This is a genomic window from Phaeobacter sp. B1627, from assembly GCF_006265095.1.
In the GTDB taxonomy this organism is placed as follows: domain Bacteria; phylum Pseudomonadota; class Alphaproteobacteria; order Rhodobacterales; family Rhodobacteraceae; genus Epibacterium.
Genome location: NZ_VCNK01000006.1, coordinates 67,344 through 81,947, shown reverse-complemented (window position 1 = coordinate 81,947; position 14,604 = coordinate 67,344). Strand labels below are relative to the sequence as shown.

Here is a 14,604-nt window from a genome sequence, read left to right as displayed (position 1 = left end):
CGCGACGCCCTCAATGCAGGCAGCGCGCCCCGTGGTGCATATATTTTCGGCATCGAGCAAAGCACGGACAGAGATCGGCTACAGACAGCGACAGCGTGTGATGCCCCCTTTCCCCGCCGCGGGGCTTGCTCTAAAAGGCCGGACAACAGAAGCGACCCGGGGGGCCATCAAAGCGCCATGCAGGAACCAGCCATTACGCCTGAAGTGATCGAGAGCCACGGTCTGAAACAAGATGAGTACGACCAGATCCTTGAGATCATCGGTCGCGAGCCGACCTTTACCGAGCTCGGTATCTTTTCTGCCATGTGGAACGAGCATTGTTCCTATAAATCGTCGAAGAAATGGCTGCGGACCCTGCCGACCTCTGGTCCCCAGGTGATTTGCGGCCCCGGCGAAAACGCGGGCATCGTTGATATCGGGGATGGCGACGCCGTGGTCTTCAAAATGGAGAGCCACAACCACCCCTCCTATATTGAACCCTACCAGGGGGCCGCGACCGGTGTGGGCGGTATTCTGCGTGATGTCTTCACCATGGGCGCAAGGCCCATCGCGTCGATGAACTCGCTGTCCTTCGGGGAGCCGTCCCACCACAAGACGCGCCAATTGGTGAATGGTGTGGTCGCAGGCGTCGGCGGCTATGGCAACTGCTTTGGCGTGCCCTGCGTCGGCGGTGAGGTGCGCTTTGATCCGGCCTATAATGGCAATTGTCTGGTGAATGCCTTTGCCGCCGGTCTGGTGAAGACCGATATGATCTTTTATTCCGCAGCCTCCGGCGTCGGCATGCCGGTTGTCTATCTTGGCGCGAAAACCGGTCGGGATGGGGTTGGTGGCGCGACCATGGCCTCGGCCGAATTTGACGACACCATCGAGGAAAAACGCCCCACGGTGCAGGTCGGCGATCCCTTCACCGAAAAACGCCTGATGGAGGCGACGCTCGAGCTGATGCAGACCGGCGCGGTGATCTCGATCCAGGATATGGGCGCCGCCGGTCTGACCTGTTCGGCGGTCGAGATGGGCGACAAGGGCGGTCTCGGCGTCAAGCTCAACCTCGAAGACGTGCCGCAGCGCGAAGAGAATATGACGGCCTATGAGATGATGCTGTCGGAATCTCAAGAGCGCATGCTGATGGTGCTGAAGCCAGAGCTGGAAGCTGAAGCCAAGGCCGTGTTCGAGAAATGGGATCTTGATTTTGCGGTTGTGGGGGAAACCATCGCCGAGGATCGCTTCCTGATTCTGCATCATGGCGAAGTGAAGGCGGATTTGCCGCTGTCAAAGCTCTCCTCTTCGGCGCCAGAGTATGATCGGCCATGGGTCGAGACCCCTGCCCCGGAGCAACTGACCGACGCCGATGTTCCGACCATAGATCCCATCGACGGATTGAAGGCGCTGATCTCCTCGCCCAATTATGCCGGAAAACAATGGGTCTATGAACAATATGACACCACCGTCATGGGCGACACCGCCCGCCGTCCGGGCCTCGGCGGCGGTATGGTCCGGGTGCACGGAACCGACAAGAAACTGGCCTTCACCTCTGACGTGACCCCGCGCTACGTCAAGGCCAATCCCTTTGAGGGCGGCAAGCAGGCCGTGGCCGAGGCCTATCGCAACCTCTGTGCCGTTGGGGCAAAACCTCTGGCCACGACGGATAACCTCAACTTCGGAAACCCCGAGAAGCCCGAAATCATGGGCCAGTTTGTTGGCGCGCTGAAGGGCATCGGCGAGGCTGTGTCTGCTCTCGATATGCCGATCGTGTCGGGGAATGTCTCGCTCTACAATGAAACCGATGGTCAGGCCATTCTGCCCACGCCGACCATCGGCGCGGTGGGGCTGGTGACTGCCGGTGAGGAGCCCATTCTGGGCGAGGCCCGCGAAGGCCATGTGCTGTTGCTCGTCGGTGACACTCTGGGCCATCTCGGGCAATCCGCCCTGCTGCACGAGGTGTTCAACCGTACGGATGGCGACGCGCCCGCGGTTGATCTTGCCGTCGAGAAAAGGAATGGCGAGTTTATCCGCGCAAATCGTGAGTTTATCCGGGGCTGCACCGACCTGAGTGACGGCGGCCTGGCACTGGCAGCCTTTGAGATGGCCGAAGCGGCGGGCGTCGGAGTGCATATTGAGGCCTCCGATACCCCAACCCTGTTCGGTGAAGATCAGGCGCGCTATCTCGTCGCCTGCAACTTTGACCAGGCTGAGGGTCTGATGATTGCCGCAGGCCAAGCGGGCGTGCCTATTGTCACGGTCGGGCGTTTTTCCGGAGACACAGTCAAGATGGGTGGCTCCGAAGCGCCCTTGGCCGAATTGAGCCGGATCTTCCGCAGCAGTTTTGCAGAGGCCGTTGCATAGCGAGACCAAGTCCCGGTGAACTCCCGCGCCCGCAGGTGCCTTTGCCTTGGCAAAGATCCCCTTGGCGGCCTTGGGCGTGGCACCGCGCCTCCGGCGCGGTGCCACGCCCAACTGTGTTGGGCGGGTCCGTTCGGACCAGTCCAAAAGCGGGCGGGAGCACCACCGGGTCTACCGTGCGAGACCTAACAATCCGGGTAGAGCTGCTTGCGTCCGCTGCGGCGCCGCCCTACATTTTGCCAGAAGAACACCATAGCAAGGATGAGCCAATGCCAATGCAGGCCCATGAAATCGAAGCCCTCTTGCGCGAAACCTTTCCTGACGCTGAAATTCAGGTTGGGGGCAGCGATGGCGTGCACATGTCCGCCATGGTCGTGGATGAGAGCTTTCGCGGGAAGAACCGGGTCCAACAACAACGCGCGGTCTATGCGGCCCTGAAGGGCAAGATGGACGGCCCGGCCGGCGAACTGCATGCTCTGGCTCTGACCACCAAGGCGCCAGAATAGCCAGACCGGACGAGCCAGCGGGCCTTGACGCCGCAAGATGTCAGACCGCGCCCCCCGCTCCGGCCGACGAAAACCAGACTGATCCACCGAAATTTGACCTCAGATACTGGCACGCGGCCCGCTCCCATCAGACGGCCTGCCAGCAAACGGAGAACAAGATGACCGACGCAAAAAACCGTATCGAAGAAACCGTAAAGGCCCATGACGTTGTGCTCTACATGAAAGGCACAAAGGAGATGCCCCAATGTGGTTTCTCTTCCCGTGTGGCAGGTGTGCTGAATTACATCGGGGTGGATTACACGGACGTAAACGTCCTTGCCGATGAGGAAATCCGCTCGGGTATCAAGGAATATTCGGACTGGCCGACCATCCCGCAGCTCTACATCAAGGGCGAATTCGTGGGCGGCTGCGACATCATCACCGAGATGACCCTCTCTGGTGAGCTGGACGGTATGTTCGAACAACACAGCATCACCTTCGACAAGGCTGCAGCCGACAAGATCCGCGAAGCAAACGGCTGACCGCCGCCTCCCGCGCTCTCCGAACGATCCTTTTCAATGTCGAGAAGGCCCGCCAACCAAGAAGTGGCGGGCCTTTTTGTAGAAACGCCCTTGCAGCAGGCGACTGGGCGGGAAGCGACTGGGCAGGAAGCGTCAATGTCAGGTCCCGTCGTCAGGTCCCGTCGTCAGGTCTCGTTGTGTGACAGTGGTGTGAGAACGACCTGATCACCCCAAAGTCAGGGGCTGAAACTTTCCTTCAGACCTCTTCAGCAGATGGCTGAGGCGCAACAGGCGCTCCGGTGCTGCCTTCTGCGACTCCTTCATCGGAACCTTCCGCGTCCTCATCCGGCGCGGCTTTGGCTTCGATTTCATGCGCCAGATATTCCGCGCGCTCTGCCAGAGCGGCCAGCGTATCGGCGACCTGCGGCGGCACCACGGGGACTTCGATATGTTCCGGCTCCGGCGGCGGCGCCGAGCGCAACTCTTCCAGCTCAGCCTCTTTCTGCGCGACTTCGGCCTCTTTTTCAGCGAGCTGGGCCTCAACCTCTTTGATCTTGTCCTCAACCGCGGCCGTTTTGTCCGCCAGCATCAACCCCGCCATCAACAGCATCCGGGCCTCCGGCATCCGCCCGATTTGATCGGACAGAACCTGTGCCTCGTCGTTGAGCATACCCGCAGCCATCTGCAGAAAGCTCTGTTCGCCCTCCTGACAGGAGACTTCGAAATCGCGGCCTCCGATATGAATGGTGACTTCGGGCATCAGGCTTCTTCTCCTTCCGGCAGATTTGGGGCGGTCGCCAGCAGCGGCTCCAGCCGCGCCAGGACCGCGTTGACTTCTGCCTGGTCCGTCGCGCGGGCCGCGCGCAGTCCTTCGACTTCTGCTTCGAGTGCGGCGTTGATCAGGGACGCGTCGCCGATACCCTCGGCATTTGCCGCACGCAAAGCGGCATTGGCCTCGCGCAGCTGATCATTGCTGGCGCGCAGCGATTGCAACTCCCCGTCGAGTTCCGACAGGCGCATATCCAGTTCTGCGCCAGCCCCGGCATCGACAGCGCCGACATCAACGGCACCAACCCCACTGGGCGCAGGCTCCGCCATTGCGGAAGCACCGGATGCTGCCCCCTCCTCGGCAGCCGCGTCAAGCTGCGCCTTGAACTGTTCAATCTGGGCGTTGGCTTCGGTCAGATCGTCCTGAAGCTTTTCGGTCTCCGCCGCCGCGACATTACCGGCATTCTCCAATTCCTGTTTGAGCCGGTCCACTTCCGCCTTGAGGGCCGAGACTTCCTCCGGCGCGGGGGCCGTGTCGCGGGCCTCTGCCAGTTCGGCCTGGAGGGCAATCAGATCGGCGCCTCCCTCCACGGCCGTCACCGTTTCCTCCATTTCCGACAGGCGGTGATGCAGCAGCTTCAGGCGCTCTTCAAGCTGCGCATTGGCGATTTTTTCGTCTGCGATCTCGGCCAGCAATTCGGCATGCTTTTGCATGTCCAGCTCTTCCAGCGTCGGCACAGGTCGGCTGGCGTGCTTGTCCTCCAGAGCCGTGACACCGCCCCCGATGCGATCCAGCGCAGCCTCGATCCGGCTCTGCAATTCTTCGATCTGCTCCATGCGTTCCTCTTCGCCTCGTCCCCTCGGTTGCCTGCGAACCTGCACTCGCGCGGCCTTGTTCGGTCTTTCGCCGCTACAGCGATATCTGCTTGCGGATCGCTCCGCCGGACATTGCTCCCGATGCCTCAGGCGCAGGCCCCGAATCGCTGCAAAAGCCATCAGCTTAGGTCAGCTTATCTCAAGATCGGTTAAAACACCCCCTCATTGCTTTCAACCACTTGCACGCGGACCTTCGCGCAGAACCGCTCAAAACAGGCTTCGACGCTTGATCTTTGGCCACAGGCTGCTATCCAGCCACGAACCCCGAGAACCCAAAGAGGAACAGTTCAGTGGATCTGACAGCCCTGCGCTCTGAAAACCCCGACCATTGGAACAAAGCTGCCGCTATTCGCGCGTTGACACTGGATGCCGTTGCCGGCGCGAATTCCGGCCACTCCGGGATGCCGATCGGTATGGCCGACGTGGCAACCGTGCTGTTTGAAAAGCACATGAAGTTTGACGTAGCGGCTCCCAAATGGGCAGACCGCGACCGGTTCATCCTGTCCGCCGGTCACGGCTCCATGCTGATCTATTCGCTGCTGTACCTCATGGGCGACGCACAGGTCACCCTGGATCAGATCAAGAATTTCCGCCAGTCCGGCGCTCTGACGGCGGGGCATCCGGAAAACTTCCTGCTAGACGCGGTCGAAGTGACCACCGGCCCGCTGGGTCAGGGTATTTCCAACGCCGTCGGCTTTGCCATGGCCGAGGAAATGCTGCGCGCGCAATACGGTCGCAAGGTCGTCGATCACCACACCTATGTGATTGCCGGTGACGGCTGCCTGATGGAAGGTGTCAGCCACGAGGCCATCGGGCTTGCCGGCCGCCACCAACTGGGCAAGCTGGTGGTGTTCTGGGACAACAACAACATCACCATTGACGGCAAGGTGGATCTGTCCGACCGGACCAATCAGGTGCAGCGCTTCAAATCGGCAGGCTGGCACGTGCAGGAGATCGACGGCCACAACCCGGGTGAAATCGACGCCGCGATCGAAGCCGCCAAGAAATCCAAGAAGCCATCGATGATTGCCTGCAAGACCCATATCGCATTGGGACATGCGGCACAGGATACCTCGAAGGGGCATGGCGCGCTGACCGATGCGGATCAGCTGCAGGCTGCAAAGGATGCCTATGGCTGGACCGGAGGCGCCTATGAGGTGCCCGGCGAGATCAAATCGCAGTGGGAGGCGATTGGTGCGCGCGGCGCCACCGAGCGGGCCGAATGGGAAGGCCGTTTTGCCGAGATGTCTCAGCAGAAGCAGGATCGTTTCAACCGCACCTTTGCCCTCGATGCGCCGAAGAAACTCTCGGCCACCATCAAGGCGCTGAAAAAGCAGATCTCGGACCAAAAGCCGAAGGTCGCCACCCGCAAAGCGTCGGAAATGGCGCTGGAGGTGATCAATCCGATCATGCCCGAGACCATCGGTGGCTCTGCGGATCTGACCGGGTCCAACAATACCAAGACCGGCGATCTGGGCGTCTTTGACACCGACAACCGCAAGGGCCGTTATGTCTACTGGGGCATCCGGGAGCACGGTATGGCGGCTGCGATGAACGGGATGGCGCTGCACGGCGGTATCCGCCCCTATGGCGGTACGTTTTTCTGTTTCACCGATTATGCCCGTCCCGCGATGCGTTTGGCGGCGCTGTCAAAGATCCCGACCGTGTTCGTGATGACCCATGACTCTATCGGTGTTGGCGAAGACGGCCCGACCCACCAGCCGGTCGAGCACCTGGCGATCTGCCGGGCCACCCCCAACACCTGGACCTTCCGCCCCGCGGATGCGGTGGAAACCGCGGAAGCCTGGGAAATTGCGCTGACGTCGAAAGAAACACCCTCGGTGATTGCACTGACCCGTCAGGGCCTGCCGACCCTGCGGACCGAGCACAAGCTGTCCAACCTGACCGAGAAAGGCGCCTATGTTCTGGCCGAGGCCGAGAGCAAGCGTCAGGTGATCCTGATGGCCTCCGGCTCCGAAGTTTCGGTGGCGATGGCGGCGAAAGACATCCTCGAGGCGCAGGGGATCGGCACCCGTGTCGTATCTGTTCCCTGCATGGAGTTGTTCCATGCTCAGGACGAAGCCTACCGCAGGAAAGTCCTGCCGGCCGGTCCTGTGCGCGTGGCGATCGAGGCGGCTGTGCGCGACGGCGGCTGGGATCGCCTGCTGCTTGGCGAACGGGGTCAGGAAAAGAAGGCAGGATTTGTTGGCATGACCGGTTTCGGCGCGTCGGCGCCGGCCGGAGAGCTCTACGAGAAGTTCGGCATCACCGCCGACGGCACCGTCGCCAAGGTCAAGGCGCTGCTGGGATAAGGTACACGCGCAGGGAGGGGGCGCTGCCCCCGGCCCTTTGTGGGCCTCCCCCGAGGTATTTTCAAAAAGATGAAGAGCGCGCTCGGCTGTGGCGCGCTCTTTTGTTTTGTTGGGGGCGGGACTTGTCGGTCAGTGGGCGCTTTTCTGACCGACCAGGGGGGCGATGACCTTTGTTGCGACCGGGATCAGCAGAAGTCCGATGCCGAAGCCGAGGACGCCATCGATCAGCGCCTTGACCACCCATTCCACGATGGCGTCACCGTGACCGACGGCATGGGCCAGCGCATGGATGGTGTCCTCGGGCCAATGCCAGCCCATTTGATGGGCGGAATGGACGATAATTGAGCCACCGACCCAGAGCATCGCTACGGTGCCGACGACAGACAGGAAGGTCAGGAACCAGGGCATGAAGGCCACGATGGCTGCGCCCAGGCTCCGGGTGGCCCCGAAACGGCCAACCCGTGTCAGCCAAAGGCCGATGTCATCCATTTTCACGATGATTGCGACCACGCCGTAGACGGCGATGGTGATCATGATCCCCACCACAGCCAGCGTCGCGGCCTGGATCCACAGGACGTCGCTTTCGATGGTCGAAAGGGCAATGGTCATGATTTCCGCCGACAGGATGAAATCGGTCTTGATCGCACCTTTTACCTTTTCTTCTTCGAGATGCGCGGGATCCCCGACCGCATGGCTGCCGTCCGGCCCTCCCGATTGGTCATCATGTGGCGTCAGCACATGGACGATCTTTTCAGCCCCCTCGAAGCAGAGATAGCATCCGCCCAGGATCAGCAGCGGTGGCACCAGCCAGGGGGCAAATTGTGACATTAAAAGCGCGACGGGCAGCAGAAACACCAGCTTGTTGATGAAGGAGCCACGGGCGATCCGCCAGATCATCGGCAGCTCTCGTGCAGGTTGGAACCCTGTCACATATTTCGGCGTCACAGCGGCGTCATCGATCACGATGCCCGCAGCCTTTGACCCCGCTTTCATCGATTGCGCCGCCACATCATCCACCGAGGCGGCCGCGACCTTTGCAATCGCCGACACATCGTCCAGAAGGGCAAGAAGACCGCTCATGCGTTACCTCATAGTTTGCGCGACAGTCGCGCCGCTTTCACCCGTCCTACCTAGCGCGCCGGGCTGTGCCTTTTCAAGCATGCTGCCTTGCAGCAATCTGATACTGCCTTCTGGAAAGCTGTTACCGCCAACGGTCGGGCACTGTTAACGCCACCATAAAAGTTTTGCGCTAACAGTCTGTGTTTATTAGCATTTTCTCTTTTTGCCAGGGGCAATGACGGCTATAGCCAGCCCAGATCACAGGCGTTGCGTGGGGATGCACAGATGACAATCAAAGTTGGAATCAATGGCTTCGGTCGTATTGGTCGCTGCACTCTGGCGCATATCGCCGGCAGCTACCGCAATGACATCGAAGTCATCAAGGTCAACGCAACCGGCCCCATCGAGACCGCCGCGCATCTCATCAAATACGACAGCATCCATGGCCGCTATCCCGGGCAGGTCGATTTCAGCGAAGGCCGGCTGAACCTGGGGCGGGGCGACATGCAGATGTTTTCCACCTACGACATGGATGCGCTCGACTGGGAGGGCTGTGATGTGGTCCTCGAATGCACCGGCAAATTCAATGATGGGCGCAAGGCGCGCAAACATCTGGAGCGCGGCGCCGGCAAGGTTCTGCTGTCCGCACCGGGCAAGAATGTCGACCGCACGGTTGTGTTCGGCGTCAATGACGAAGAGCTGCAGCCGCGCGATGTCATGGTGTCCAACGGATCCTGCACAACCAATTGCCTGGCGCCGCTGGCCAAGGTTCTGGACCAGGCTTTCGGAATCGAGAGCGGTATCATGACCACCATCCACTCCTATACCGGGGATCAGCCGACGCTGGACCGGCGCCACGATGATCTTTACCGCGCGCGCGCGGCGGCCATGTCGATGATTCCCACCAGTACCGGCGCGGCCAAAGCGCTCGGTGAGGTGCTGCCGAATCTCAAGGGGCGGCTCGACGGTTCCGCGATCCGGGTCCCTACCCCCAATGTCTCCGCTGTGGATCTGACCTTTCAGGCCGGTCGGGACGTCACGGTGGAGGAGGTCAATGCCGCCGTCGCCGAAGCCTCGACCGGTCCGATGTCTCGGGTCCTTGGCTATGAGCCCGCGCCGCTGGTGTCGACGGATTTCAACCACACGGAGGAAAGCTCCATCTTCGCGCCGGAGCAAACCCGTGTCGTCGGCGGCCGCATGGTACGGGTGCTGGCCTGGTACGACAATGAATGGGGATTTTCGGTTCGCATGGCCGATGTCGCAACCGCCATGGGACGCCTGAACTGAGGCCTGACCAACAGCGCAGGGCCACCGGCGTTCGGCGGGTTGAGATTTCCCACCCGGTCAGGCATATCTGACCGGGTGTTTTCATGCGAGCAATGCCAAATGTCGAACTCTCTCGCCGTCACTCTCGGACTGATCATCCTGACGGCCATTGCCGTGGACATGATTTTCTTCGACACGCAAAACCTGCTGTTTCTGGGCAAGAAGCTGTTTTTGCTCATTGAATGGGTGGCCTTCTGGCGGTGAGCCCGCGCCGCCCTCAGTATTTCGCACGCATTTCAGACCACATCAGGCCACATCAGGCCAGCCGCCGCTCCCTTCGCACAAGAATGCCCGGCGCGCTGAACGGGCCGGGCCTGAAATGTTTCAACCGAGCTCCCAGCTGATCGCGCTCAGAGCGCCGCCGCCTGACCCGAAACCGCGCCCAGACGCGCCTGCAGCCGTTCATTGACCAGAGGGGTGACGAATTTGCTCACATCCCCGTTCAGACGGGCGATTTCCTTGACCAGCTTGCTGGCGATGGCCTGGTGGCGCGCCTCGGCCATGAAAAACACGGTCTCTATGCTGTCATCCAGCGCCCGGTTCATGCCGACCATCTGAAACTCATATTCGAAATCGGCCACCGCCCGCAGCCCACGCACGATCACCTGCGCGCCGACGTCGCGGGCACAGTCGATCAGCAGGTTTTCAAAGGGATGCGCCACGATCTCGGTTCCGGTCTGTTCGGAGAGTTTGGCACATTCCGCCTCGATCATCTCGACCCGTTCTTCGAGCGGAAACATCGGCCCCTTGTCGCGGTTGATCGCCACGCCGATCACCAGCCTGTCCACCAAAGCGGCCGCCCGGCGAATAATGTCGATATGCCCGAGGGTTATCGGATCGAACGTCCCTGGATACAAGCCTATGCGCATGGGCTCCCCTCCTGCCTGCGTCATGTCTGAGCGCACGCAACCATGTTGCGTGACGCTTTGCAAGTGCGTGGAAATACCGAAACGCGCAAAGGGGCGGGCTCAATGCCCCATGATCATGCCCTCAAGAGCGGATTTCTCCATGGCGACCTCGGTCAGTTGCGCTTTGACCACATCGCCGAGGGAAATGATCCCGACCAGGACACCATCCTCCACCACCGGCATGTGACGGAAACGGCCCTCGGTCATCTTGGTCAGGGCATTCTCGGCATTTGAGTCCAGCACACAGGTCACGAGGTTGCGGGTCATATAGGCGTCGACCTTGTGACCGAGGCAAACGGCCCCCGTTTTTGCCAGCTGGCGCACGATGTCACGCTCGGACAGGATGCCCAGCGGAGTCTTGTTGTCCGCTGACACAACAACTGTGCCAATGCCATGATCTGACAGCAGTTTCGCAGCAGCCTCGATCGTGGCATCTGGTCCGATCGTGACAACATCCGTGACGCCCTTGGACTTCAGTATCGACTTGACGAGCATTTTACGCACCCTCGAAATATAATTTCACGTTCCCAAGCGTTGCCGCAAGATCGCTTCAAGTCAAGCCTTCCAGCCTTTCAACCTCCGCGCGAATTCCTTTTGACAGGGCATCGGCAAAGCGGTTCAGCCGTTCGCTGCGCTGATCGCCCTGATGCCGCACCAGATAAAAACTCCGCGTCAGGCTGAAGGCCTCCTTCAGGATCTTTCGCAGGGGCCGGTGACTTGGCAGGGCAAAGTCATGCACCACGCCCAGAGCCCCGCCTTCGGCCAGCATCTTGATCTGCACAGAGACCGAATTCGACGCAAGCTGCACCCGTTCGATGCCAAGGTCGCTCAGATAGTCCAGCTCCTGATCAAAGATCATGTCCGGGATATAGCCGATGATCTTGTGATCGCGCAGATTCTCGAGGGTCTCAATCGGATGCACATCCCGCAGATAATAGCGCGAAGCGGCCAGATGCAGGTGATAGTCGGTGATCTTCTGCACCAACAGCTTGCCGGCCGTTGGCGCGCTGACGGTCACCGCCATATCGGCCTCCCGGCGGGACAGGTTGATCAGCCGCGGCAAGGCGACAATCTGGATGTCCAGATCGGGGTTGTCCTGTGAAATCGCAGAACAGACCTGCGGCAGGATGTAATTCGCACAGCCATCCGGTGCGCCGATGCGGATCTGGCCTGACAGGGTGTCACTTGGCCCGGTCAGCGCCTCCTCGCCTGCCCGCATGGCCAGCTCGGCGGCTTCGGCATGGGCCAGCAGCCGATCCCCGGCCGCGCTGAGCGCATAGCCCTGGGGGGATTTTACAAAGAGTGAGGTCTTCAGCGCGGTCTCGAACCTGGCCACCCGACGGCCCACCGTGGCAGGATCCATCTTCAGGATACGACCGGCGCCAGACAGGCTGCTTTCGCGCGCCACGGCCAGAAACACCTTCATATCGTCCCATTGGGGTTCCATCTTGCGGGATCCTCCGATTGGTTTCAGTCCAGCGGGTTCTCGTTAACCATTTGCGTTCCTGCAAAACCCGTTTGAAACCTTTCCCCTTTTCCCGTCGTTTTTGCAAGCCTACGATAGGCGCGAAATTGACCCGCTGGAGGATGTCCGATGCAGGAACTCACACATTATATCAATGGAGAACACGTCAAAGGCACGTCTGGCCGCTTTGCCGATGTGTTCAATCCCGCCACCGGTGAAGTGCAGGCCAAGGTCCCGCTGGCGTCCAAATCCGAGATGGAACAGGCCGTTGCCGTTGCCGCCGCCGCACAGCCCGCCTGGGCCGCCGTCAACCCGCAGCGCCGCGCCCGGGTGATGATGAAATTCGTGGATCTTCTGAACCGCGACATGGACAAGCTCGCCGAAGCACTGAGCCGCGAACATGGCAAGACCCTGCCGGATGCCAAAGGCGACGTGCAGCGCGGCCTCGAAGTGGTTGAGTATTGCATCGGCGCGCCGCAGATGCTGAAGGGGGAATTCACCGACAGCGCGGGCCCCGGCATTGACATGTATTCCATGCGCCAGGCGCTCGGCGTCACCGCCGGGATCACCCCTTTCAACTTTCCCGCGATGATCCCCATGTGGATGTTCGCGCCGGCGATTGTCTGCGGCAACGCGTTCATTCTGAAGCCGTCCGAGCGTGATCCCTCTGTGCCGCTGATGCTGGCGGAACTGCTGGAAGAGGCAGGCCTGCCGAAGGGTATTTTGCAGGTTGTGAATGGCGACAAGGAAGCGGTGGATGCGATCCTCTTTGATCCGATCATCCAATCCGTGGGCTTTGTCGGCTCCACTCCGATCGCCGAATATATCTACGGCACCGGCTGCGCCCAGGGCAAACGCGTGCAATGTTTCGGCGGTGCCAAGAACCACATGATCATCATGCCCGACGCGGATCTCGACCAGGCTGCAGATGCGCTGATCGGTGCCGGCTACGGCGCTGCAGGCGAACGCTGCATGGCGATTTCGGTCGCGGTTCCGGTGGGGGATGAAACCGCTGATCGGTTGATCGAAAAACTGGTGCCACGCATCGAAAAGCTGAAGGTCGGACCCTATACCGCCGGCGCCGATGTCGACTATGGCCCAGTGGTGACCGCCGCCGCCAAGGAAAACATCCTGAGGCTGGTACAATCAGGGGTGGATCAGGGCGCGAAACTCGTCGTCGATGGCCGCGATTTCAACCTGCAGGGCTATGAGGACGGGTTTTTTGTCGGCGCGCATCTGTTTGACCATGTGACGACCGATATGGACATCTACACCAAGGAGATCTTTGGGCCGGTCCTCTCCACCGTGCGTGCCAAAACCTACGAAGAGGCGTTGGGCTATGCGATGGACCACGAATACGGCAATGGCACCGCGATCTACACCCGCGATGGCGACACCGCCCGTGACTTTGCCAATCGCATCAATATCGGCATGGTCGGCATCAACGTGCCAATCCCGGTGCCACTCGCCTATCACACCTTCGGGGGCTGGAAAAAATCTGCCTTTGGTGATCTGAACCAGCACGGACCCGATGCGTTCAAGTTCTACACCCGGACCAAGACCATCACCTCGCGCTGGCCGTCGGGGATCCGCGAAGGCGGCGAATTCAACTTCAAGGCGATGGATTGATCCCCGGAGCCCCTTGACCTCTGAGGCCGCCCCGCTCCGGGCGGCCTTTTTTGTGGCAGCGGCTCCGCATCTCGCGGGTTCACGCAAATGTCACCCGGCGCCCCTCTGGCGGGAGCGGCTCCAGTTTCATAATGTCTGCGACAGATCGAGCCCAACCACATGAGGACGGACCCATGTCCCGTTTTACCAAGTCCCGTTTGCCCATCTCCCGCCGTGCGCTGATTGCCAGCGCCGCCGCCAGCCTCGCGACGCCCACTCTCTTGCGGGCGCAATCCAACGATGCCTTCCCCCAGGATGAGCCAACCATCCGCGAACAGATCCCGGTGCAGCGGAATGTCTCGTCCTTCCAGCAACAGAAATGGCAGGATCATTTCGAACAGCTGGGCGTGGGCTGTCTGCTGGCCGATATCAGCAGCCGGGCGCTTCATTACTGGGGCGAAGACGGCCAGACCTATTTGCTTTTCCCCTCATCTGTGCCCATGAGCGAAGAGCTGACCCGGCGCGGATATTCAGAAATTGTCCGAAAGACGGAAAATCCGAGCTGGACCCCGACGGCCAACATGCGCGAGCGCGATCCCAGCCTTCCGCAGCGGATCGAGGGAGGCGCAGCCGGCAACCCGCTTGGCACCCGGGCGATGTATCTGGATTGGCCCGCCTATCTGGTCCATGGCACCCATGATACCCGCAAAATCGGCCGGCAAAGCTCGTCCGGATGTATCGGTCTCTATAACCAACACGTGGAAAAACTCTATCCGATGGTCAAGGTCGGCACCCAGGTGCGATTGCTGTAACCCGCGTCCGCACAGACCTCCTCCGGGACGAGAGTGATCGCGACGAGAGACAGCGGGCCGAGAGCACATAGAACGAGAGCAAACGCGAGAAGACCGCAAACCGCGCCCTTTGTCGGGGCGCGGT

The 14,604-nt window shown here is 60.8% G+C and carries 13 protein-coding genes and 1 pseudogene; 8 read left to right on the top strand and 6 right to left on the bottom strand.

The genetic code is table 11. The features are described from left to right. Positions 1-177 precede the first annotated feature (177 nt). From purL to grxD, 3 genes are all read left to right on the top strand, one after another. Positions 178-2,343, top strand: coding sequence for a phosphoribosylformylglycinamidine synthase subunit PurL (gene purL, locus FGE21_RS04920; protein WP_139662181.1), 2,166 nt, complete (start codon positions 178-180; stop codon positions 2,341-2,343). A 266-nt stretch (positions 2,344-2,609) separates the two neighbouring features. Then, entirely contained in the window at positions 2,610-2,846 is a 237-nt protein-coding gene (locus FGE21_RS04915; protein WP_139662180.1) for a BolA/IbaG family iron-sulfur metabolism protein, read from the top strand. 158 nt (positions 2,847-3,004) lie between these two features. Further along, on the top strand, positions 3,005-3,367 hold the full coding sequence (grxD, locus tag FGE21_RS04910; protein WP_139662179.1) for a Grx4 family monothiol glutaredoxin: 363 nt from the start codon (positions 3,005-3,007) through the stop codon (positions 3,365-3,367). 328 nt (positions 3,368-3,695) lie between these two features. Here the strand turns inward: grxD and FGE21_RS04905 are convergent. Together FGE21_RS04905 and FGE21_RS04900 are read right to left on the bottom strand one after the other, a co-directional pair. Then, positions 3,696-4,106 (bottom strand): annotated as a pseudogene (locus FGE21_RS04905) (cell division protein ZapA); the annotation flags it as partial. Further along, a complete protein-coding gene (locus FGE21_RS04900; RefSeq protein ID WP_139662177.1) occupies positions 4,106-4,951 on the bottom strand; it encodes a hypothetical protein in 846 nt (281 codons plus the stop codon). The pseudogene FGE21_RS04905 and the gene FGE21_RS04900, both read right to left, overlap by 1 nt. A 329-nt stretch (positions 4,952-5,280) precedes the next feature. Here FGE21_RS04900 and tkt point away from each other — a divergent pair, with 329 nt between their 5' ends. Further along, complete coding sequence (tkt, locus tag FGE21_RS04895) at positions 5,281-7,302, top strand: transketolase (RefSeq protein WP_139662176.1); 2,022 nt, start codon at positions 5,281-5,283, stop codon at positions 7,300-7,302. Positions 7,303-7,431: 129 nt separating this feature from the next. Here the strand turns inward: tkt and FGE21_RS04890 are convergent, their stop codons facing one another. Continuing rightward, positions 7,432-8,382, bottom strand: coding sequence for a DUF808 domain-containing protein (locus FGE21_RS04890; RefSeq protein ID WP_139662175.1), 951 nt, complete (start codon positions 8,380-8,382; stop codon positions 7,432-7,434). Between the two features lie 264 nt (positions 8,383-8,646). Between FGE21_RS04890 and gap the strand changes: the two genes are divergently transcribed. Both gap and FGE21_RS20015 read left to right on the top strand, forming a co-directional pair. Next, complete coding sequence (gene gap / locus FGE21_RS04885) at positions 8,647-9,648, top strand: type I glyceraldehyde-3-phosphate dehydrogenase (protein WP_139662174.1); 1,002 nt, start codon at positions 8,647-8,649, stop codon at positions 9,646-9,648. Positions 9,649-9,747: 99 nt separating this feature from the next. Further along, a complete protein-coding gene (locus FGE21_RS20015) occupies positions 9,748-9,891 on the top strand; it encodes a hypothetical protein (protein WP_176695363.1) in 144 nt (47 codons plus the stop codon). Positions 9,892-10,037: 146 nt separating this feature from the next. On the opposite strand, the gene coaD is transcribed toward FGE21_RS20015, so the two are convergent. The 3 genes from coaD to FGE21_RS04870 form a co-directional block, all read right to left on the bottom strand. After that, positions 10,038-10,556: a pantetheine-phosphate adenylyltransferase gene (gene coaD / locus FGE21_RS04880; RefSeq protein ID WP_139662173.1), complete on the bottom strand. Its 519-nt coding sequence runs from the start codon at positions 10,554-10,556 to the stop codon at positions 10,038-10,040. Positions 10,557-10,655: 99 nt separating this feature from the next. Continuing rightward, a complete protein-coding gene (locus FGE21_RS04875) occupies positions 10,656-11,090 on the bottom strand; it encodes a CBS domain-containing protein (RefSeq protein WP_139662172.1) in 435 nt (144 codons plus the stop codon). Between the two features lie 55 nt (positions 11,091-11,145). Beyond that, on the bottom strand, positions 11,146-12,042 hold the full coding sequence (locus FGE21_RS04870; protein WP_139662171.1) for a LysR family transcriptional regulator: 897 nt from the start codon (positions 12,040-12,042) through the stop codon (positions 11,146-11,148). Between the two features lie 147 nt (positions 12,043-12,189). On the opposite strand from FGE21_RS04870, the gene FGE21_RS04865 reads away from it, so the two are divergent. Both FGE21_RS04865 and FGE21_RS04860 read left to right on the top strand, forming a co-directional pair. Next, entirely contained in the window at positions 12,190-13,689 is a 1,500-nt protein-coding gene (locus FGE21_RS04865) for a CoA-acylating methylmalonate-semialdehyde dehydrogenase (RefSeq protein ID WP_139662170.1), read from the top strand. Positions 13,690-13,862: 173 nt separating this feature from the next. Continuing rightward, positions 13,863-14,480: a L,D-transpeptidase gene (locus FGE21_RS04860; RefSeq protein WP_139662169.1), complete on the top strand. Its 618-nt coding sequence runs from the start codon at positions 13,863-13,865 to the stop codon at positions 14,478-14,480. The last annotated feature ends 124 nt before the right edge of the window (positions 14,481-14,604 follow it).